Here is a 22,346-nt window from a genome sequence, read left to right as displayed (position 1 = left end):
CGCATAAGTCTGAAATGCGCTATAATTTTTATGGTTTAATGTTGTAGTTTTCATAATTACATTATACCAAAAAATGCGTCGGATTTATCCGGCGCATTTTATTTTTGAAAACTAATCCAGATTATCTATCCGGGTCAGCCTCTTCTTTTTATTTTGTCTTTAAATCAATGTATTCAACACATATGTAAAGGTTATGAATGGTATGTGAAAGTGTCTTATGATATTGCTTGTATTGTATTTCATTATCCTTTACATATTGTGTGAATAAACGGAAACTAGCATTGTTTTCTTTTAGCGAATTGATGAGTGCATTATGCATATCATCAAGAAAACTGCGTAATCTTTTTAAAAGATGTATAAGCTCCATCAGTGATTCAGTATTCTGATCTTTGAGAAGCTCTTTCCAGATTATGCCTAAATCATTAAGATGTTCGCTAAATCTTGTATACTCTTTAAATGTCTGATAGCTGTTCTCCCTATTTTCTACTGGAGAGAAGAGACTATGGGCATAAGCATTTCCATTTTCGACATGACTCATGCATGCTTCAAAGACAGGAAAGATTTTAATATCCTTTCCTTGATTTCCCATAATAAGACAATCTGCAACACATGTCCATACAAAATATAAAGCATCATAGCCTGTCTGTCTTTTTTTAAAGAATTGATTAAACCCATTAATCAGTTCCTGATACGCACTTTTTTTCATTTTAGCCTCCTACTCTTTTACAAGTAGTAAATCTTCAAACCTTTTTCCTTCATCCATTGCTTTCTTTAAATCATCGATCGTTAATAGTACACGATCTCCTTCTTCATTTTCAATTTCCAATCCTTCGAATTCTTCGATATCTTCTTCTGTATCATCTTCATCAATTAGATTGAAATATTCTAGTATTTCTTTATTTGACATAATAATACCTCCTCTTCTATCTTACCATGTTCTACTAAAAAGTTCATCTACATGACATATTTTAGGATATAATATAGATAGACCTAAAAAGAAGGGAACGATATATTTATGATATTTGATATTATCCAGACAAAGTCTGGAAAGTATGATGCTGAATTTGAAATCAAAGATAAGAATTGTGAACCCCTTGGTTCTATTTCTTTTAAAGGTGGAGATTTAAAAAAAGGTACATTTACCATTCATTTTAAAGATAAAACCTATCACATGTCTGAAACTGTAATGGAGAAAAATGATGAAGTTGTTCTTTTTCCCTATACAATCTTAGCTGATGATAAAGAGACAGCTACCCTTTATCAGACTGAACAGGTTGAAGAACAGGCTACTTTCTATAAGCTACATACAGATAATCATGTTTATTCTCTATACTCTACACATTTTGGTAAAAGAGATACCGCATTGAATCTTTATGATGAAGAAAAGCAGATTGCTCAACTTGAATTTGATTATGAGGTAGATGGTGAAAACAAATATACTTATCATGTTTACGGTCTTGATCAGGATGATGTATCTATTTCTTCAATATTCTTCTGCATGTATTATTACATTCTCCATGATTATCTTCCTGGAGATGAAGCACCGCGCATAAGAAATTATTCTAATAAGGTCAACGAGTGGCTGTATAGTAAATATAACCCTCATTTTATAAGTCATATAACTCAGGGAACACGATAGTGTTCCTTTCAAATTTCGAGCGTTTTCATTTCTATATACGAAATAAATTTATATTGAATTTATCATATGAAATTAATCTTAACAAATTCTTAAGATTTTCTTAATTTTGTTGTTGACATTCTACTAGTTTTTATGAGATACTCATCTTGTAAATTTTTTTGGAGAAGGACTAGACCATATGAAACACTTAAAGAAATTATCATTAATATTAGTAGTGTTGACAATGTTTGTCGCACCTTATAGCTTTAAGCGTATTAAGGCAAATGCTGCTAGCCAAGCTATTGTAGAAGTCGCAAAAAGTAAGATCGGATGCCGTTATGTATATGGTTCTGGTCATTCAATGAGTGCTGTTATGAATAAAGATCAGAGTACATTTGACTGTTCAAGTTTTGTCAGCTGGGTATATTACCAGTCAGGATATAACATTGGTGTACAGACAACTCAGACATTAAAGAATGTCGGTACTTATGTTTCTTATTCTGAATTAAAACCTGGGGATATCATGTTATTCCCTCATCACACTGGTATTTATGTCGGTAATGGAAAAATGATCCATGCCCCTCAAACTGGTGAATCAGTAAAAATCGTAGAGATTTCAGCACGTCGTAGATCACGTTTTATCATGGGACGTAGAATTGGCGCTTAATGAGAGAATTTATTCTCTCTTTTTTTATACTTGAAAACGCCATCATAAGATGGCGTTATTCTATGTCTTCTACAATGATTTCATCATCAAGAGTCAATATTTCCTGATAGAGAATCTGGTATTTGCGATCTATAAGCTGATCTCTGTGATAATGTCCACAGAACCATTTTCTAAATTTAAGAATATGACATATATGTTCAAAGAAATCTGTCAGATGATCTCTTTCTTTAAGATTAGGAATTTTTTCCTGTATTGATGTTGGTAGACAATGCGTAATCACATAGTCCACTTTATTGTCAGCTAAGATAAGATTAATTAATGCTTCTTTATATTCTGCTTCACTAGGAAGCTCTTCTTTCCACCATGATTTTCCTTCTAGACGAATAAACTTATCAACCGAGGTTGCTCCTCCCATTGTAAAAAAGAGCTTGTCATCAATGGAAAAAATCTGTCCTCGCATAAGATGATAGATGGTATCTCTTATACGATGCACCTTACCCCCATGCCATAAGGCTTCAGGATAATCATTCATCAATCTTTCAAAGTTTTCATGATTCCCATCTACAAATAATGTTGTATAAGGCTGGGTATCTAAAAAATCAAGCCAGTAGGCTTCTTCTTCATTTTCTCCTTCATAATCCCAAATTAATCCGAAGTCCCCACAGATGATCAAATAGTCTCCCTCTTTGACCTTCTTCATGAATCTCTCATCTTTTAATTTAGAAATATCAATATCTCCGTGTATGTCTCCTGTTACATAAATCATCGCATTAATTCCTCTTCAATAACTCTAGAATATCATATTTCAGATAAAGAAGATAGCTACTTACGATGAAGTGTCTCAGAAATCGCTACAATCTTATCCGCTACTACAAGAATATAGCTTTCTCTGTATCGTGGCAATTTAAGAGTTAATGGAAACATATGTTTTCTAATCATATCTTTCTCAATATCAGTAAGACAATAATCTTCCGAAGCATTTTCTAACGCAATATGAGGATGTTTAAAACCATGTAGACCATGTCCTGGCTCATGCCAATCATATAGAAAATAATCATGCAAAAGAGCTCCTCTGACAAGTGCGCGTTCATTAACACGAACAGGAAGATAATCCGCAATTTTCAGGCACATATTTGTCACATTTAGTTCATGTTCATAGACACTTACACGTCCATGCTGAAGGAAATGCTTTTGTCTTTGATAATTATGAGTACTGATAATATCATGACCGTATTCACTAATTCTTTGCATAAACTCTCCTCTTTTTTTCTAAGATTACCATATTAAAGACAAAAAGAAAAGAGCACATAGTGCTCTTAATTGATTGCATAATCCAATACTTTTTTTACATTCTCTTTGATATCGTCATATGTCATTCCAATATGCGCTTCAAAGATTTTTTCACCATCTACAAAGAAAGAAGGAACTGCCCAATAATCATATTGATCCGCAATAGAAGGCTGTTCATTTTCTTCAATCTTAGTAATTTCTAATGATTGATAAAGCGTATTGTCTGCCATCAGTTCTTCTAAGGCCATATGTGCTTTTGCACAATAACCACAGTCAGTGAGATAAAACATAGTAATCTTTTTCATGATGATATCCTCCTGTCTTCATCGTACAGGATTTATCCGATAGAATCAAAAGATACGCTTCTGTTTTCTATAAATTAAATCATAGATAGTATATTTTCTTCTTCTAATTTCAATATCCTTTTTAGCTGCAAAGAAATCTTTTGTTTCTTTCACAACAACACCACTTAATGCAAAGATTGCGATCATATTAGGAATAGCCATCAAGCCATTAAAAATATCCGCGATTGTCCATACTGCACTTACAGTTAAATATGGACCAACGAAAACAGCAAGAATATAGAGATAACGGAAAACCTTCAATGGCTTCTTATTCCCTCCTGTTAAATATTCTAAACATCTTTCACTATAATAATCCCATCCTAGAATAGTAGTGAACGCAAAGAATACAAGACAGATCATTAATATAAACGCTGATACCTGTGCTGAGAATGGCAACCCTTTAGCGAAGGCATATGATGTAACTTCAACTCCTTCAAGACCTTTAACCTGCCATGCTCCTGTCAAGACGATAGAAATACCAGTCATTGTACAAATAACGATTGTATCAATAAATGTACCTGTCATAGAAACAAGTCCCTGACGAACTGGTTCTTTAGTCTGAGCAGCGGCTGCCGCAATCGGTGCACTTCCTAGACCTGCTTCATTAGAAAAGATTCCTCTCGCAATACCTTTCTGCATAACAATGATCATGCTGCCGATTGCACCACCAGTTACAGCACGAGGATTAAATGCTCCCGCAATAATTGTCGCAACTGCTTCTGGTACTTTAGAAATGTTGCAGATGATAAGTACTACTACTGATAATATATAAATAACTGCCATAAATGGCACAACAATCTGTGAAACCTGTGAGATTCTTTTTAGTCCCCCAATGAGTACTAATCCCACACATATTGATAATACAATGGATGCAATTACTACTGAAATTGAGTAAGATCCTACACCTGGAATAGTGACAAGATGCGCACTGTTTGGATCAAAGAAATTTTTTACTGCACTTGAAATCCCATTGACCTGAGAGAATGTTCCAATTCCAAATAATCCAACACAAACTCCAAAAAACGCAAACATTTTAGCAAGCCATTTCCATGATGTTCCCATACCTTTTTCAATATAATAGAAAGGTCCACCTAAAGCATGTCCTGTTTCAGGATCCACACTACGATACTTTACTGCCAATAGCCCTTCTGCATACTTAGTAGCCATTCCAAAGAACGCTGCCGCAATAATCCAGAATACTGCTCCTGGTCCCCCAGCCCCAACGGCTGTCGCAACACCTACAATATTCCCTGTCCCAATTGTCGCAGAAAGTGCTGTACATAATGCCGCAAAGCTTGAGACTTCCCCTTCGCCTTCTGCTTCATTATGAAACATCCACTTCAATGCCAATGGCAACTTGAAGAACTGCAAGAAATTTAATCTTACTGTTAAAAGCAATCCCCCACATAAGATCAGTACCATTAATGGTACACCCCACACAAATTCATCGATTCTCTGCAAAAGCAGATTAATTGCACTCCACATATTTTTTACCCCTTTTCTTTTATGGTCACTCTAAAAGAAAAACCGGGTCTACTGACCCGGTTGTACGTAAAAACAATGTTAACCTGTTAAGTTTTTTCTATATCTTAAAAGATTAGCATGTTCTCTGTCCTTTTGCCTGAGAGATTCTATACTTGCGTATATTGCCCCTTCGGCACCCGAGTATCGGACTTCTCCAGAGTTGCGATCCATCTACGGTTTTCATTCCAGTGAATACCTGAGAGTGTTACTCCTTCGGTAGACTTTCGTCTTTTCCCGTAAGACTTCTTTTCGCTATGCTCTTTTACTATATAGAATAATGTAGTAAACGTCAACCACATAATTTAAGAACTGTTTTTAGAAATTTCCCATAGACAACGCTACACGTTGTCTTTTTTCATCAATTTCATACACATATACATCGACAATATCTCCAACAGATACAACTTCTAATGGATGAGAGATCTTATGATCAGCCATCTTTGAGATATGTACTAATCCATCTTCATGAAGACCAATATCTACGAATGCCCCAAAGTCAACGACATTTCTTACTGTTCCCTGTAATTTCATGCCAACTTTTAAATCTTTTATTTCTAAGATATCCGACTTAAGAATTGGTGCGTCATAATCATCTCTAGGAGTACGATGTGGTGCTAGGAATGCATCTAAAAGATCATCCATTAAATAATGACTAAACCCTAAATCATTCATAGCTTTTTCTTTATTGAAATCAGCTAAAGCTTCTTTCATCTTGATAGTACCAACATTTGTTTTATCAAGATGAAGATAATCCAATAGCTTCAAGGCATCCTTGTAGTTATCAGGATGAATAGATGTTTCATCTAAAATATTATTCCCATTAAGAATTCTTAAGAACCCTACTGACTGTTCATAGCTCTTTGGTCCAAGCTTAGAAACATTCTTGATCTCTTTACGATCAGTAAATGCACCATTCTCTTCACGATATTTAACAATATTATGTGCTGTTGTCTTAGAAAGACCTGATACATACTGCAATAATGAAGGTGAAGCGGTATTGATATTGACACCAACCTGGTTAACAACCTTCTCTACAACGAAATCAAGAGATTCCCCTAATTTCTTCTGATTCATATCATGCTGATACTGTCCAACAGAAATAGCTTTTGGTTCAATCTTCACCAATTCCGCAAGTGGGTCCTGCAGACGTCTGCCGATAGAGACTGCTGAACGTTCCTCCACCTGATAATCAGGGAATTCTTCCTGAGCGATCTTGCTGGCAGAATAGACTGAAGCCCCTGCTTCAGATACGATTGCGTATGATACATTCAAATGATGTTTTTGAATAAGCTTGGCAATATAGGCTTCACTTTCACGTGAAGCTGTACCATTACCAATCGCAATCAAGTCAATATGATACTGTTCAATAAGCTTCAATAAAAGCTTTTCATCTCTTGGGTTCTTCTTTGGCATTGAGATATAGACTTTATCAATATGAAGAACTTTTCCCGTCTTATCTAAAACAGCTAGTTTACACCCTGTACGGAATCCTGGATCAAGACCAAGAACATTCTTGTCTTTCATCGGTGACTGCAATAAGAGATTTTCAAGATTAGCTGAGAACAATGATAAAGACGCATCCTCTGCTTTTTCTGTTAATTCACTTCTGATTTCTCTTTCTACACTTGGACAAATTAATCGTTTAAAGGCATCCTTTACAGCTGATTTAATAAAATCTTCCGCAATAGTCTTATGATTCCAGATGATACCTTTTACAATGTAAGACGTAAATCTGTCTTCATCAATATCAAATGAAACAGAGATGACTTTCTGTTTTTCTGCTCTATTGATGGCCAAAATACGATGATTAGCTATATATTTGACCATTTCATTGTAGTCATAATACATGGCGTAAACCTGTTTTTCATCTTCCGCATTCTTTTTCTTCTTTGTAACAATACGAGCAGTCTTCATCATCATACTTTTAGTAAACTGGCGGTATTTAGCAGTATCCGCAATATTTTCAGCGATGATGTCGCTTGCTCCCTGAAGGGCATCTTCGATACTTTCTACTTGATCATTGATATATTTTTTTGCCATTTGTTCAAGTGAACCCGTTCTTGGCAAAGCGATAATCGCTTTAGCTAATGGTTCTAATCCTTTAGCTTTGGCGATTGTCGCTTTTGTTTTCTTCTTTTCTTTAAAAGGACGATACTGATCTTCTACTTCTGAAAGCTTTGTTGCTGCCATGATATCTTTTTTAATCTGGTCAGTCATAAGTCCTTTTTCTTCAATAAGTCTGATGACATCTTCTTTTCTTTTTAGAAGATTGACACTGTATTCATAGGAATGAGAGATTTCTCTAATCTGATCTTCATCTAAACCATTTGTTTTCTCTTTACGATAACGAGCAATAAAAGGTACAGTAGCGCCTGATTCTAATAATGAAAGAACAGTTTCTACCTGTATATCCGTAATTTTTAATGCTAGTGCTGTCTTATGAATTAATTCTTTATTCATATTATCTCCTTCTCTATTACTATAGGAATTTTGTATCATTATGATATAATGGTGCCATGGAGGTGTCAAATGTGAAACTTAAAAAAGAGTGGCTCAATAAGCCTTGGATCTACTATTCCATCGCAACTTGTTCGGCCGTCCTTTTATATTATATTTTATCCAATCTGCCAGGGATATTGAATATCTTGAAGGCTATCTTTAAATTTATTTCCCCTGTCTTTTATGGATTAATTATTGCTTATGTCCTTCATCCTTTTGTAGAGTTTTTTGAGGAGAAGGTTTTAGTGAATATTGAAAATAAGAAGAAAAGAAGAAATCTTTCGGTTCTTCTTGCAGCGATCATTGTGATCATCTGCATTTCCATCTTGATGATAGCGCTGATTCCTCAGCTTATTAAGAGTGTTTTAGGTTTAGTTATGAACTTCAACACTTATGCGAAGAGTCTTCAGACCATCATTTCTTCTTTAACTACTTCTTTAGCATCTAGCAATATTGATATTTCATCATTGGCTCATGCTGGAAATCAGTTCCTAGAAATGTTGTCGAAATTGATTTCTGCTAATATGAAAAGCATTATCAGCACATCTTTCAATATTGGATCAGGATTATTCAATATTCTTATTTCCATTATTTTAGCTATCTATTTCTTATTGGATGCTACACCATTGCAATCAGGAGTAAGAGAGTTTTCTAAAGCTATCTTAAGTCCCGAGAAGTATAAGAATATTACTGGTTTTTGGAGAAGATGCAACCGTATCTTAGTTAGATATATGGTCTTTGATATCATTGATGGTATCATCGTTGGGTTTGCTAACTTTTTCTTCTTCCTGATCATGGATATGCCTTATAATATTCTTATTTCAGTAGTTGTTGGTATTACCAATCTGGCACCAACTTTTGGACCAATTGTCGGTGGTCTTATTGGAGCCTTTATTCTTCTGCTTGTCAATCCATGGCAGGCTCTCTGGTTTATCTTGTTCACTTTAGTATTGCAGACTATTGATGGATATATTCTTAAACCAAAATTATTTGGAAACTCCTTCGGTGTTTCCTCTATCTGGATTCTTATTACCATCATCGTCGGTGGACGTATGTTTGGTGTATGGGGAATCTTATTAGCTATTCCTTTTGCAGCGATTGCTGATTATTTCTATCGTGATGTTATCTGGAAGAAGCTTGAAAAGCATGCAAAAAAGAACACCTAACTTTTAGGTGTTTTTTTGTATGACTTTAATTAATTCATCAATCTGATATGGCTTGGTTATGTAATCATTCATACCGCACATGAATGATTTCTGCTTATCTTCTTCAAAAGCATTGGCACTGACAGCGACAATAGGAACATCTGATTCTTTTCTTATTTCTTTAGCACATTCGTATCCATTCATAATTGGCATCTTAAGATCCATAAGAATGAGATCATAGTGATGTTCTTTAAACATTGACAAAGCTTCTTTTCCATTGAATGCGACTTCTACATGAATACCTTTTCCATCAAGTATCATTTTAGCAATATCACTGTTCATTTTATTGTCTTCTACAAGAAGAACAGATAAGCCTGTCACATCTCTATGAGATGAGATAGACTCTTTCTCTTCTTCTTTATGAGAAAGCTTCATTTCAAAGCATAAGATGACTTCCGTACCTATTCCAGGTTCACTCTCTATATGAATGCTGCCGCCAAGAAGGGTGACAAGACTTTTAGCAATTGTCATTCCTAGACCCGTTCCTGGAATATTGCTTGTAGAAGAGGTTTCACTTCTCATAAATGGTTCATAGATATGCTTTAAGAAAGATTGTTCTATACCAATTCCATCATCTTTAATGCGACATTCAAATGTTTCATACCCGCTTTCTACATGATGGAGCGGTTTGACTTCAAAGAAGATATGTCCTCCTTTTGGTGTATATTTTATCGCATTCTCCAATATATTCTGGAAGACCTGTCTTATTATTATGAAGTCACATTCAACATATGGGTGTGTTATTTTCTCAAATGATGTTTCAAAATGCATATCTTTATTATTCATTTCTACCATGATCATATCTTTTAGATCACTTAGTTCATCAACTAGATTATAGGAATGCACATCAATCTGATAACCGCCACTCTCTATTCTGGTCATATTGAGAAGATCATTTATCAATGAAAGAAGATGATTAGAGCTCTTTATTATCTGATTAAGACTCTTTTCTACAATTTCTTCTTGTTGAAGATGATTAATCGCAATATCCGCATAACCTACAATAGCGTTCATTGGTGTACGTAAATCATGGGACATATTGGATAAGAAGACATCCTTGGCTTTGTTGGCTTTTTGCATTTGGATAACAGCATTTTTAAGAAACTCCTGTCGATAGAGACGATCTTTTGTTTCCTTATCAACGTTGGTAAAGCCAAATACAAGAATTGGATTTTCATTTGTGCCAACATTGATGATCTTGACTTCATAGTATGTCAACTGATTATGAAGTGTGACTCTAAACTGAAAACGAATGACTTCTCCTTCATTTTTCATCAGCTTCAAGATATTGTTCTTATCCACAACAGTCTTGAAATTATCTAAGTCTTCCTTATAGACATACTTATCCGCAAATATATCCAATATATCTGCAGAATGCAGATGATCTTTGAGTTCTTCTTTTAATTTTGATGTCATTCTATAAATATGCGTTTTGTTTTTTTCATCAATAAAGAAGATATTTTCATAATCAATAGCTAACCCTTTAATAAGATTAGTGTAATAGCTATCTCTTTCTTTTCTTTGTTTAATGGCAGTATGGTCTCTTGCAATAATTAAGGCGATAATATGTCCTTCACTGTTTTTAGCATAAACACTAAAGAGTCTTATATAGCGTGAACTCTTTGAGTGATAAATAAAGTGTGTTGTCAGACATCCTTTTTCATACTGTCTTTCAATATATTCTTTGCTTAAATAGCGACGAAATGCATCAGGAGTATCTTCTACAAAAAGACTTGCCCACTTTTCTATAAGCTCACTTGCCTTAAGAATATGAATTGGCTTTTCGCTTAAATTATAATCATAGTCAAATTCGACAATAGTGTCGGTTGTAACATCTATCTCTACCGTGGCTACTGATGCTTGTCTGATAGCTTCATAATAAAGACTTCTTCTTTCGCTTTCTTGTTTAAGATCATCCATTGCTTTTTGGATAACATCAGCTTTTTTTGCTTTCTTGATAAAATACATAAAAGCCTGGGAAGCTTCATCATCATTTCTTACAAAGACAATGTCTTTCCACATTTTTCCTTCTACAGGAAAACGTACTGTGAATGTCTTATTCTTTTTAAGTTCTTCTTGTATATGAAATATACATTGATAATCTTCATTGTGAAACTGTTCTAATAATCGCTGATATTCTTCTTCGATGATTTCTTTAAAGCTTCCTTCTTTTTTATAGTAATTCAAGAATTTCGTATCATCTGCATGGATTAAACGATAGGTATCTTTCTTAAAATCAATGAAATAGATTGTCGCTTCTTCACTAAACATACGCATCACTCCTTCTTTCATTTTATCACTAATTTTACTCCTATTTATCAATGTTTTTTGATTTTTCTATATATTTCACTTCAATATGACAAAAAAGAGAAAACCTTAGGTTTTCTCTCCATAATAGTTTGTGATAAAGCGTGAAGAAAGCTCTGTTCCATGTGTAATAGCATAGTAGACATTTTCTAATTGAAGACTTGCTTCTTCAATACAGGCATAATAGCCTTCTTTAATTTGAGATAGATCAATGTCATGATTTCCAATCATGACCATATCCGCATTTTGAAGACGCATAGCACTAAGAACACTCCTGCAAAAAAGCAAGATTGGCTTATGTTTATTGTAAAGAAGCGCACCATAGAACTGAAATGAAGAAATAGACTTTCTTATTAAGATAGGTTCCATATGCATTAATGTCCCAAGGATTTTACATAATGTCTCCCCTTTTGAAAAGCGATCTGCCACACTGGGATTTTTTGGTTGTCTTTCTTCAATAAAGAAATGATCAAAATCTCTTTCACAAGCAAAATGTCTGCCAGTCTTATTGATGAGCGGATGTAAGGCACTATCTAATAAATAATGATTGATAAATCCTAACATGTAGGCAATAGCTCTTTCATCTTGATTCATATGCAAGTAAGCTATCCTTTCTTCAAAGAAAGGATGAGCACTTTCTTGATGAAGCTTCAATCCGTATTCTTTTACCATAGACTGTCTTGTAGGATGAAAATAAAAGAAGAGATCAGGTCCCTGTAATCCTAGATCATAATAATCTTTATGGGACTTGATTAGATCCTGTAACATTGTAGAGAGATGTGGAAGCACATCATCTCCAAAACATTGATGTGTATAGCTTGCTGGCATACTAGAACTGTTTAAGTTTCTCCTCTATTTTCTTGAGTTCTTCCTGTTCTTCATCAATGGATCTAAAGGTATTGATCAGCTCTTCAGGAATAGTTTCTCCATTCTTGAATGCTTCATAATAGTATTTGCCAATTATTGCGTAATTACGCATTATTTCCTTGGAAATACTTTTAGCCTGAGACTTGATTTTTGTTTCTTCAACAGCGTCTTCTATTTCATCCATTGCCTGTGAGGCAAATGTTTTTAAATCATCAATTATTGGCATTTGATTCTCCTTTTTATAATTAGGGATATTCCCATTAATAATAAACCAGCTATTCCCATTAAGATAAACAGTATAACAGGTCTTTTAGGATTGTTTTTAGTCACTACTTCTTTTTTATAAGAGAGACCATATCCTCTCTTATAGACAATCTGATTTGTAAAAGCTTCTTTGTTTTCATCATAATGATAAATATTAACAGGCAATCTTCCTAGTTTTTCTTGATAAGTAAACAATGTCTCCACACCTGATACAATATTTGGACCATAAGCTTTTTCAGGCATTAGACTTTCAGTAGGATCCATTCCCGTATTGCCATAGACCGCAATGATCGCATCTGCATCATTGTAGTGGGCTACATCATTAGGATTGGCAATGCTCATGATAATCCCCGTCTTCTTTTGAGAAGCTGTTGCCTGCATCATCTGTGTAGGTACTCTTGTCATATAATGAGAAGACTTTAGATGTTTCGTATTAATGATTTCAGAAATGCATAGCACACTATCATAGTAGCCTACTTTCTTTCTGATTTCTTTTTCACTTGTATCTTCTCCATAAAGCATGTAATCAACTTGAAGATCAGCATGTTTCAATCTTCTTATGGCCAGCTCTACTGCTGGTTTTTCATTTTTATAAGGGAGTGCTACAAGCATTTTCTTGCAGTGTGTCAATGGCAGTACATCTTTCTTATTCTTAATAACAGTGACGGCACTATTGGCAATCTCTGCTTCTAATTGATGATGAGCAGCACTTCCAACAATCTTAGTAGGATCTTTTGAATTCTTTTTACCTAAGATATTTCTTTTCTTCTTTAAAGTTAATACTCTCTTTACTGCTTCATCTATTCTTTTAGATGAGATTGTTCCTTTTTTTACTGCTTTTTCAAGATTATCCAATAAACTTGTAATAGCAGATATATCCTGATCACCGTGAACGATTACGGGCATCAATAATAAATCTACACCAGCGTTCAAGGCATGTGTCGCTGCCTCTGTTGGTGAAAAATGATCAGCGATTGCCCCCATGTTTAAGGCATCTGTAACAATGACACCCTTGTATTTGAATTCATCTCTTAAGATCTTGATCATCTTTGAAGATAATGTAGCAGGATAATAGATGCTGCCTTTTTTAGATTGAATCTTTCTTCCATCAACAAGTGGATAAGTAATATGCGCACTCATGATCATATCGGTCTTTGAAGAAAGATTTTTAAAAGGAAGAAGATCACTTTTCATCAACGTCTCCTTGCTTTTATTGACAACGGGCAACCCTGTATGAGAATCAGTATCTGTATCCCCATGACCAGGATAATGCTTGATTGCGGTTAAAACATTATTCTTATGCATTCCCTCAATCATCTTTTCACCAAGCTTTGTGACAAGTTCAGGATGATCAGAAAAGCTTCGTAATCCAATAACAGGATTATTAGGATTAGTGTTCACATCCACACATGGTGCAAAGTTTGTATTGATGCCAAGTGCTTCTAATTCTTCACTGATAAGCTCTCCAGCTTTCTTTGCATACTCACTATGAGTAGCTCCTAGTGCCATATTGCCGGGCATTACACATCCACTGCCAATACGGTGAACGATACCACCTTCCTGGTCCGTTCCAATAAAGAGCGGTATCTTGTTTTTACTTTTTTTCGCAGCTGATTGCATATCATTAGTTAATTTGTATATTTGTGAAGTTGTTGCTAGATTTTCTTTAAAAAGAATGATGCCACCAAAATCATTGTTTTCAATTAATTTTTTTACGGACTCATTCATTGTCGTAAAGTTCTGGTTATCCCATGTACGAAAATCCATCATAATCAGCTGAGAGATTTTTTCTCTTAGCGTCATTTTCGCCATCAATGCCTCCACATTGAGGGAGGCATTGACAGGTACAATATTGACTGCTAATAAGGAGAAAAAAACCATCAATATGTATATATTTTTCTTCATAGTTATTCGATCTTTTCAAAGTCACTGACACCATGTTTACATAATGGACAAATGAAATCATCAGGGATGTTTTCACCTTCGTAAACATATCCGCATACAGTGCAGACCCAACCCTTCTTTCCTTCTGTTTCTGGTTTAGGTTTTACATTATTCTGATAATATGTATAAGTCATTGTGTTGGCATTTGATACAACACGTGCTTCTTCAATTGTACAGATGTACATATTATGTGTACCTAAATCTACACTTGATTCTACATGAAGAGACATAATCGCATTAATATACTGTGGCAAGATCACAAGACCATTATCAGATCTTTTTACCGAAAGACCTTCAAACTTATCCACACTTCTTCCTGATTTAAAGCCATATCTTTCAAAGACACTAAATGGTGCTTCTTCTGAAAGACAGTTGACATTCAGTTTTCCTGTCTTAGAAACAATATGATCAGTATAGTTGTTCTTATTGATACATACTGCTAAACGATTAGGATTTTCAGCTACCTGTGTTACTGTGTTGACAATACACCCATTGTCTCTATTGCCATCATTGGTAGTAATGACATATAAACCATAACCAAGTCTAAATAATGCGGTCATATCATTTTTACGTGGAGCATCTGGCGCTGTTTCTACGTAATCCATACAAAGTGTATCGGCTAATTGAGAAATAGCTTCTCTTTCTTCTTCATGCATTGCGGACTTGATTGTAATGGGTGAAAGAATATTAAGCTTCTTGCATCCTTCAAGTTCTTTTGTCATACATTTCGCAGCCATAGGCGCCCATGAGCCATTTTCAATCATGGCCACTGTACGATTCTGGAAGTTTCTTTCTGTTAAATGATCAATAAACTCTCTCATAAATGGATACATATCCGCATTATATGTCGTAGTAGCTAATACAACCTTACCGTAGCTAAATGCATCAGCTACAGCTTCTGACATATCACTTCTTGCAAGATCATAGACTTTTACATCCGGACATTTTCTTTCTTTTAAATCATTGACCAATGTTTCCACTGCCTGTTTTGTATGTCCATATACACTTGTATAAGCGACAAGAATTCCATCTTTTTCAATATCATAGCTCGACCATTTGTCATAAAGTCCAATATAATGCTCAAGATGCTCTTTTAAAACTGGACCATGCAATGGGGCAATCGTTTTAATATCTAATGTAGCAGCTTTCTTAAGCAATGCTTGCACCTGCATACCATATTTACCAACAATACCAATATAATAACGACGGGCTTCATCATCCCAGTCTTCTTCATAATCCAATGCACCAAATTTACCAAAGCCATCAGCTGAGAATAAAACCTTATCTTTTGCATCATAAGTAACCATGACTTCTGGCCAATGAACCATTGGCGCAAATACGAATGTCAATTCGTGACTTCCTAATGATAAAGTTTCCATATTCTTAACAACAACTCTGTTTTTAGCAAAACCTGCACCAAAGAACTGTTCCATCATCGTGAAGGTCTTTACATTGCCGACTACCTGTACATCAGGATAAACATTCAAGAAATTCTCAATATTAGCTGAATGATCAGGTTCCATATGCTGGATAATAAGATAATCAGGTTTTCTTCCATCTAGCACATTATAAATGTGATCCAACCATTCATGACCAAAGCGAATATCCACTGTATCCATTACAGCAATCTTTTCATCTATAATGACATACGAGTTATAGCACATACCATGGGGCACATGATATTGTCCTTCAAATAAGTCAATAGAGTGATCATTGACTCCTACATATTTAATTGTGTCTGATACATTATTACTCATAAACATTATCTCCTTTCTTTTATGATAAATGAATCACAAGATGTATTCAATGATAATGCCATATTTTATGAAAGTATAACCAGTAGCAAAAACATTTTGTTTTCGCTATACTAATAATGAGGTGATCATATGGAAAACAAATATGGAGGATGGTTTTCAAACAAGTTTCTTAATATTCTCTATCTAAGTACAATTGCTTTTATCTTTTTACAATATATAAACGATGCAACAATTCATAACACAGTTCTCGCTGTCATTCTTTTTTCATTATTCTTGCTTATGCTTGGATTCACCCTATTCCTTAGATTCTGTAACCGTAAGCTAGAATACAAAAACGACAGCATTCTTGATCATAAGGCAAGATCATTAATGAAAAGATTATCAATCAAAGATAAGAAATGTACTGTTCTTGATTTAGGATGCAAGAGAGGTTTTACGTCCATCTTATTAGCAAAAAATAAGCGTGCACTTATTAAAAGTGTTGATATCAATGATGAATGTCGTTCTCATCTTAAAGAAGCCAAAGTCAATAAACGTGTAGAAGCAATTGCATCTCCATTGACATCATTGCCATTTAAAGATGAAACCTTTGACTATGTCTACTCATTCTTCCCTTCTAAAAAAGATAGCACTGACATTATTAAAGAAGGATTACGTGTCCTAAAGAAAAATGGCTATATTGCCTTTGAAGGTCATTGTGAAGATGTTTCTTCATTTGAAGAGCTAGGTCTTCATGTCATCTATGACTACAAGGATGTCCCAGGATATTTAATGTTGCCGGGGCTATTAAAAGATTCAGTTATCATCTACGGAAAAAAATCTCATTAATCGTTCTTTTTTTCCTGCGGCTATGTTAAGATACTCAAGAATGTGTAGGAGTATTACAAATGAACATAGATAAAATTACTGCGTATTATAATAAATTCAATGAAGACAAACGATTAACAACAAGACATGGCATGGTAGAATTTCTTACTGCCATGACTTATATCCACAAATATTTAAATGATGATACAAAAATATTAGATATCGGTGCTGGAACTGGCGCTTATAGCGTACCTCTTTATCAGGAAGGATACGATGTAACTGCCGTTGAGCTCGTAAAACATAATTTACGTAGAATTCAATCCAAGGCCCCTCATCTTAAAGCTTATCAGGGAAATGCGATTGATCTATCTCGATTTGAAGATAGCACCTTTGATTTAGTTCTTCTTTTTGGACCAATGTATCACTTAATGGGCTTTGAAGAAAAATGTCAGGCTTTAAGTGAAGCTAAGCGTGTATTAAAAGATGGTGGACATATCATGATCAGCTATTGCATGAATGAATATGCGATCATCCAGCATGGCTTTAGAGATGGCTTTATTAAACAGTCTGTAGAACATCATCATGTCGATCAGAATTATCATGTACTACCAAAAGGCAATGAGCTTTATTCATATGTTCGCATTGAAGATATCAATCATCTAAAAGATGCCTTACAATTAAAAAGAAAGAAAATGATTGCGCAAGATGGCTTTGCGGAATATATGAAAAAAGAGATCAATCATATGGATGATGACTCTTTTACATACTTTATGGAATATCACTATTCTACATGTGAACGTCCAGAACTATTAGGTTTTTCTCGTCATGTTTTAGATATTCTTTCAAAATAAAAGACAGAATCAGTCGATTCTGTCTTTTATTTTGTCTTCTAATAAGGCTTTTACTTCCAGTGATGCAAAGGATGCATGAACACTGTTTAATAGAAGCTGTTTTATTTCCTCATCAGTAAGATGGAATATGTCAATAAGCTTATCATATTCTTTTTGTAAAGTCGTATGCGACACAGACATATTATCAGTGTTGATTGTAACTGGAATACCAAAGGATAGGAACGTACGTAGTGGGTATTCTTTTAAATCAGTGAATATCTGTGTATTTAAATTACTAGTTGGACACAATTCCAATGTCACATTCTGTTCTTTGATAGATTTCATGAGCGCTTCACTTTCATAGGCACGGACACCGTGACCTAAGCGCTTAGCGCCAAAGAGAAGCGCATAACTGATACTTTCGACACCGTCTGCTTCTCCGGCATGAATAGTAAATGGGATTTCATGCGAGGAAGCATAATCAAAGAAGGTTTTATAGAGATGTGTCTTATAGAGGGCTTCTGCTCCAGCGAGGTCGATGGCCGCTACTCCTTTATGGAGATATTTTTCTGCCAATCGGACTGTTTCGAGGTTCTCTGAGGATGTATCGTCCCCTCTCATTAAGCATAATATGAGGCTTGCGGGAATAGGGGCATTTTTCATGCCTTCTATTGCAGCAAGAACGACTTCTTCTTGTGTGAGTCCTCTTTCTTTATGTTTTTGTGGAGCGAAACGGATTTCTGCATAAATTAGCCCCTGTTCATGTAATTCTTCAAGCAGAAGTGAAACAGCTGCAGATATTGTTTCTTTTGTCTGAAGATAATATCCTGGAAACTCAAATTTCTCTAAATATTCATCCAGGCTTTTACAGTCTTCACTTACCATAAGTCGCTCTTCTAATTCTTGGTCATTTAGTGTACAGGTTTCATTCTGAAGTCGACTTAGCTTTCTGATGATATCCGGTGATAAAGATCCATCAAGATGAAGATGCAAATCAATTAAACAGTTTCCATATTTCAAACCAGCTACTTCCTTTCTATCAAACATATGACATAGTAATCAACTTGATACATTCTTCATTAACTACCATCTTATCATTTTTGCAATAACCAATATCAGCTATTGGATCATGTATGAGCAAATCATTCTCACAAGAGAAAGCATCGTAAATCTTTCCCACAATAACAAATTCAAGTGATCTGTATCAAAATCAGACCTAGGAACTTTATTATTAAACGTATAAGACATCCCCCTATGTAAAATACAGATCTTCCCCAAGCTCTTCTAAAGCTGATCTGTCTAAAATGTGATATACGCTTCTCTTCACTTTTTCAATATAGCCAAGAGAAATAAAGTGTTTAATAACTCTTTGTAGTTGACGATAGCTACATCCAATCATCTGGGCTACTTCCACGAAGTTCTCTTCTACAATATCCCCTTGTTCAACAGCTAACATATAAGATGCAAGTCTGTTTTCAACTGGGAAATTAACAGAAATAGAGAAGTTCTGCGTTGTTCCATGAATACGATTGGCAATAGTAGTACAGATATATGTCATAAAGACGAGGTCTTTCATGAATAAATCTCTGTATCTGATGACATCAATGACATAACATTCACAATCAGTCATGGCAAAGACATCATTTTGTACATCCTGACGGCTCATGAATTCTACTTCTCCAATCAATGTCAACGGACTTGAAATTGAATAAAGATGCGTAGAACCATTACTAGTAGTATGAGTCGTACGAACCTTCCCCTTAAGTAGAATGTACACCTGTGTTAATTGTTGTCCCTGAAGAAGAAGATGCTCTCCCTTAGGGATTTCTCTCAAATCCAGATATTGATAATAATCGGGAGACATGATGTCCTTCAATAAATATTCATAATTTTGCATTTTTTATACCTCGAATATGACATATGTCCTATTTCATTTTAAAGCAACTCACTATAATACAACAACGTGAGGTGAACAAATGAATTATTTATATGCGATCCTTTGTGGAACTATTGTTTCATTGATGAGTATATTCAATGGTCAGCTATCAGCAATCACTGGATCATATCTCTCAACAGTTATTATACATTTATCTGGATTGATGACTGTCATTATGTTTATGTTGGCAACTCGTCAATCAATCAAGTTTAATAAAGAGACTCCCAAATTTGCCTATTTAGGTGGAGTCATCGGTGTCTCAACGACACTGTTCCAGGTCATCGCCGTTGGCAGTATCGGAACTGCGGCCATGACTGCTCTATCTTTGTTAGGACAGATGTGTACATCTATCTTCCTAGAGCAGTATGGTTTACTTGGCGTAACTAAGCAGGAGTTAACTCTTGCAAAGTTTGTTGGCCTTGTTATTGTTGCAGGCGGAATAGGAGTGATGATGTTATGATAGAAGCAATTTGTGCTTTACTTAGTGGATGTTCCATTGTATTAAGCAGACAAGTCAATGGCTACTTAACTAAGTACTCAACCCCAACTCTTAGCACATTTATGAACTATTTAACAGGACTCCTCACAAGTATTCCTTTATTTATAGTTAGCCTTTTTATGTATCAACAAAAAATTACGGTAGCTCCTATTGTGAGCCAGCCTGCAGTTCTCCTTGGAGGAATTCTAAGCGTTGTAAACGTCTTTCTCCTGACGATCTTAGTGAATAGAATTTCTCCCGTTAGGCTCACACTCATTACATTTATTGCACAGATCATTAGTGGTATGATATTTGATGCCCTATTCTTGCACATGTTCTCCATCCGCAAGATTATTGGCTGTGCAATCGTAATCGTTGGTATGTTTATCAACAATTACGGTGACCATTTACATATTCGTTTAGTAAAGAAAAATCTTACAGTTGAATAATTGTAAAATTTTAGACCAGAGACAATATCTTTGGTCTTTTTTTGTCCACTAACAAACTGTTTCATCTTTTTTATCATATAGTCACTCTATTGTCAAACAAAAATGAAGTTGTCCTATCATTTTTTTCATGATATTCTTTCAAAAAGGAGTTTTTTTATGAAAATCACAACATTGATGGATGACCATCCTTCTTCTTCATTCAAGAATGAACATGGTCTATCCTTTTATATTCAAGCTCATAACACCAATATTCTCTTTGATACCGGTGCTTCTTCACTATATCTAGAAAATGCCAGAAAACTATCTCTTCCTATTGAAGAAGTAGATACTCTTATTATAAGTCATGGACACTATGATCATACAGGAGGACTGAGTGACTTTTTAAAAATCAATAAGAACGCAAAGATCTATATGCAAAAGGATGCTCTATTGCCACATTATCATGATGAAAAATATATTGGCATCGATCCTACTTTAGATCTTTCTTCACGTGTGACTTTCTTATCTTCTAGCAAGAAGATCAATGATCATTTATATCTTCTTTCAGAGTTATCCTATCCACAGGATGGTATGTATGAAGGAGAAGATCATCATCTTGATCCTTTTCTTCATGAACAATCATTAATTATCGATGAAGAAATCCTTATTGCCGGATGTGCTCATAATGGCATCATGCATATCATTAATGCGTTCTATGCTCACTTCCACCATTATCCACGTCTAGTAATTGGTGGTTTTCATCTAAGAAGTAAAAAAGATCTTGAAGGATGTGAAGAGCTTGCTTATGCATTAAAGAAGACTAAAGCAACTTTTTATACAGGACATTGTACAAGTGATGAAGCGTATAAAAAAATGAAGCCAATCATGAATGATCAGCTTCATCGTTTCCATATAGGTGAGAGTATTAACCATTGAAGACTTTTACACGCTGTGTAATGTCTTCTTTTTCTTTAGGTTCTGCTTCCTGAACAATACCACCAAATGGCATCTGAGCAATTAAGCGATAATGTTCTGGGACATTGAACATTTCTTTTACTGCCTTATCAATAACTGGGTTGTAATGTTGCAATGAGGCACCAACATTAAGATCTGCAAGGGCATTCCAGATTCCATACTGTAACATACCGTTGGCTTGCTGAGCCCAAACTGGGAAGTTATCAGCGTAAAGGGCAAACTGTTCCTGTAGGTTTTCTACAACCTGATCATCAATGAAGTAAAGTACTGTTCCATATCCATCCTTGAATGTCTGGATCTTTTCTTTGCTTACTTTTCCTTCAAATGCATCATAGATGACATCCCATAATGCATCATGGTTATCATTCATTGCGACAATGACCCTTGCGCTTTTCATATTAAATGCATCCGGTGTTAACTCCGTTACATCATTGATAACCTGAATCACTTCTTCATCGGATACAGGCATATTTTTATTTAATTGGTAGATTGTACGTCTCTTTTTTAATGTGTCTAATATTGTCATATAAACACTCCTTTCATAACTCTACAATACTAAAAAGCATTGATGATATCAAACAATATGCTTTCTAATGCAATATTATA

Annotated in this window: 23 protein-coding genes and 1 riboswitch; of the genes, 8 read left to right on the top strand and 15 right to left on the bottom strand. The window is 34.9% G+C overall.

Translation table 11 applies throughout. The annotated features are described in order from the left end of the window. Positions 1–148: 148 nt before the first annotated feature. The gene (locus tag J6L95_RS03290; RefSeq protein WP_287458140.1) at positions 149–706 is read right to left on the bottom strand and encodes a hypothetical protein; all 558 of its coding nucleotides are present in this window, start codon (positions 704–706) and stop codon (positions 149–151) included. A gap of 9 nt (positions 707–715) precedes the next feature. Further along, the gene (locus J6L95_RS03285) at positions 716–907 is read right to left on the bottom strand and encodes a hypothetical protein (RefSeq protein ID WP_029072695.1); all 192 of its coding nucleotides are present in this window, start codon (positions 905–907) and stop codon (positions 716–718) included. Positions 908–1,015: 108 nt separating this feature from the next. On the opposite strand from J6L95_RS03285, the gene J6L95_RS03280 reads away from it, so the two are divergent. Both J6L95_RS03280 and J6L95_RS03275 read left to right on the top strand, forming a co-directional pair. Beyond that, a complete protein-coding gene (locus tag J6L95_RS03280; protein WP_287458139.1) occupies positions 1,016–1,639 on the top strand; it encodes a hypothetical protein in 624 nt (207 codons plus the stop codon). Positions 1,640–1,817: 178 nt separating this feature from the next. Next, positions 1,818–2,285, top strand: coding sequence for a C40 family peptidase (locus tag J6L95_RS03275; protein WP_051550692.1), 468 nt, complete (start codon positions 1,818–1,820; stop codon positions 2,283–2,285). Between the two features lie 55 nt (positions 2,286–2,340). Here J6L95_RS03275 and J6L95_RS03270 read toward each other — a convergent pair whose 3' ends face one another. From J6L95_RS03270 to J6L95_RS03250, 5 genes are all read right to left on the bottom strand, one after another. After that, complete coding sequence (locus J6L95_RS03270; RefSeq protein ID WP_287458138.1) at positions 2,341–3,051, bottom strand: metallophosphoesterase family protein; 711 nt, start codon at positions 3,049–3,051, stop codon at positions 2,341–2,343. A 56-nt stretch (positions 3,052–3,107) separates the two neighbouring features. Beyond that, positions 3,108–3,536, bottom strand: coding sequence for an HD domain-containing protein (locus J6L95_RS03265; protein ID WP_287458137.1), 429 nt, complete (start codon positions 3,534–3,536; stop codon positions 3,108–3,110). A 65-nt stretch (positions 3,537–3,601) separates the two neighbouring features. Then, entirely contained in the window at positions 3,602–3,880 is a 279-nt protein-coding gene (locus tag J6L95_RS03260; RefSeq protein ID WP_029071473.1) for a glutaredoxin family protein, read from the bottom strand. Positions 3,881–3,925: 45 nt separating this feature from the next. Next, complete coding sequence (locus tag J6L95_RS03255; RefSeq protein ID WP_287458136.1) at positions 3,926–5,404, bottom strand: alanine/glycine:cation symporter family protein; 1,479 nt, start codon at positions 5,402–5,404, stop codon at positions 3,926–3,928. 114 nt (positions 5,405–5,518) lie between these two features. Further along, a riboswitch (glycine riboswitch) is annotated at positions 5,519–5,611 on the bottom strand. 147 nt (positions 5,612–5,758) lie between these two features. Further along, positions 5,759–7,903 carry a Tex family protein gene (locus tag J6L95_RS03250; RefSeq protein WP_287458135.1) on the bottom strand — a complete coding sequence of 715 codons (2,145 nt, stop codon included), beginning with the start codon at positions 7,901–7,903 and terminating at the stop codon, positions 5,759–5,761. Positions 7,904–7,974: 71 nt separating this feature from the next. Between J6L95_RS03250 and J6L95_RS03245 the strand changes: the two genes are divergently transcribed. After that, positions 7,975–9,108, top strand: coding sequence for an AI-2E family transporter (locus J6L95_RS03245; protein WP_287458134.1), 1,134 nt, complete (start codon positions 7,975–7,977; stop codon positions 9,106–9,108). A 3-nt stretch (positions 9,109–9,111) separates the two neighbouring features. Here the strand turns inward: J6L95_RS03245 and J6L95_RS03240 are convergent, their stop codons facing one another. From J6L95_RS03240 to J6L95_RS03220, 5 genes are all read right to left on the bottom strand, one after another. Continuing rightward, complete coding sequence (locus tag J6L95_RS03240; protein WP_287458133.1) at positions 9,112–11,418, bottom strand: hybrid sensor histidine kinase/response regulator; 2,307 nt, start codon at positions 11,416–11,418, stop codon at positions 9,112–9,114. 105 nt (positions 11,419–11,523) lie between these two features. After that, on the bottom strand, positions 11,524–12,282 hold the full coding sequence (locus J6L95_RS03235; RefSeq protein ID WP_287458132.1) for a zinc dependent phospholipase C family protein: 759 nt from the start codon (positions 12,280–12,282) through the stop codon (positions 11,524–11,526). A gap of 1 nt (position 12,283) precedes the next feature. Then, positions 12,284–12,547 (bottom strand): hypothetical protein, encoded by a 264-nt coding sequence (locus tag J6L95_RS03230; protein WP_287458131.1) that lies wholly within the window; start codon positions 12,545–12,547, stop codon positions 12,284–12,286. Further along, entirely contained in the window at positions 12,538–14,397 is a 1,860-nt protein-coding gene (locus J6L95_RS03225) for a glycoside hydrolase family 3 protein (protein WP_287458130.1), read from the bottom strand. Before J6L95_RS03225 ends, J6L95_RS03230 begins: the two co-directional genes overlap by 10 nt. A 95-nt stretch (positions 14,398–14,492) precedes the next feature. After that, positions 14,493–16,286 (bottom strand): flavin reductase, encoded by a 1,794-nt coding sequence (locus J6L95_RS03220; protein ID WP_074623907.1) that lies wholly within the window; start codon positions 16,284–16,286, stop codon positions 14,493–14,495. A 129-nt stretch (positions 16,287–16,415) separates the two neighbouring features. Between J6L95_RS03220 and J6L95_RS03215 the strand changes: the two genes are divergently transcribed. Beyond that, on the top strand, positions 16,416–17,114 hold the full coding sequence (locus J6L95_RS03215; RefSeq protein ID WP_287458129.1) for a class I SAM-dependent methyltransferase: 699 nt from the start codon (positions 16,416–16,418) through the stop codon (positions 17,112–17,114). Between the two features lie 59 nt (positions 17,115–17,173). After that, entirely contained in the window at positions 17,174–17,944 is a 771-nt protein-coding gene (locus J6L95_RS03210) for a class I SAM-dependent methyltransferase (RefSeq protein WP_287458128.1), read from the top strand. 9 nt (positions 17,945–17,953) lie between these two features. On the opposite strand, the gene add is transcribed toward J6L95_RS03210, so the two are convergent. Further along, positions 17,954–18,970, bottom strand: coding sequence for an adenosine deaminase (gene add, locus J6L95_RS03205; protein WP_287458127.1), 1,017 nt, complete (start codon positions 18,968–18,970; stop codon positions 17,954–17,956). A 205-nt stretch (positions 18,971–19,175) separates the two neighbouring features. Continuing rightward, a complete protein-coding gene (locus J6L95_RS03200; RefSeq protein ID WP_287458126.1) occupies positions 19,176–19,820 on the bottom strand; it encodes a cyclic nucleotide-binding domain-containing protein in 645 nt (214 codons plus the stop codon). A 79-nt stretch (positions 19,821–19,899) separates the two neighbouring features. Between J6L95_RS03200 and J6L95_RS03195 the strand changes: the two genes are divergently transcribed. The 3 genes from J6L95_RS03195 to J6L95_RS03185 all read left to right on the top strand — a co-directional run bounded on the left by J6L95_RS03195 (position 19,900) and on the right by J6L95_RS03185 (position 21,701). Further along, a complete protein-coding gene (locus J6L95_RS03195) occupies positions 19,900–20,319 on the top strand; it encodes a DMT family transporter (protein WP_029071464.1) in 420 nt (139 codons plus the stop codon). Then, positions 20,316–20,786 (top strand): DMT family transporter, encoded by a 471-nt coding sequence (locus J6L95_RS03190; RefSeq protein ID WP_074685680.1) that lies wholly within the window; start codon positions 20,316–20,318, stop codon positions 20,784–20,786. The genes J6L95_RS03195 and J6L95_RS03190 overlap by 4 nt, the downstream gene beginning before the upstream one ends. A 156-nt stretch (positions 20,787–20,942) precedes the next feature. After that, positions 20,943–21,701 (top strand): MBL fold metallo-hydrolase, encoded by a 759-nt coding sequence (locus J6L95_RS03185; RefSeq protein ID WP_287458125.1) that lies wholly within the window; start codon positions 20,943–20,945, stop codon positions 21,699–21,701. Here the strand turns inward: J6L95_RS03185 and J6L95_RS03180 are convergent. Further along, positions 21,691–22,266 carry a nitroreductase family protein gene (locus J6L95_RS03180; protein ID WP_029071462.1) on the bottom strand — a complete coding sequence of 192 codons (576 nt, stop codon included), beginning with the start codon at positions 22,264–22,266 and terminating at the stop codon, positions 21,691–21,693. The genes J6L95_RS03185 and J6L95_RS03180 overlap by 11 nt on opposite strands. Between the last annotated feature and the right edge of the window lie 80 nt (positions 22,267–22,346).

The sequence above is a fragment of the Kandleria sp. genome, assembly GCF_017934775.1.
Lineage (GTDB): Bacteria > Bacillota_I > Bacilli_A > Erysipelotrichales > Coprobacillaceae > Kandleria > Kandleria vitulina.
Note: the sequence above shows the minus strand (reverse complement) of the source record. Positions and strands in the feature narration are given on the sequence as shown.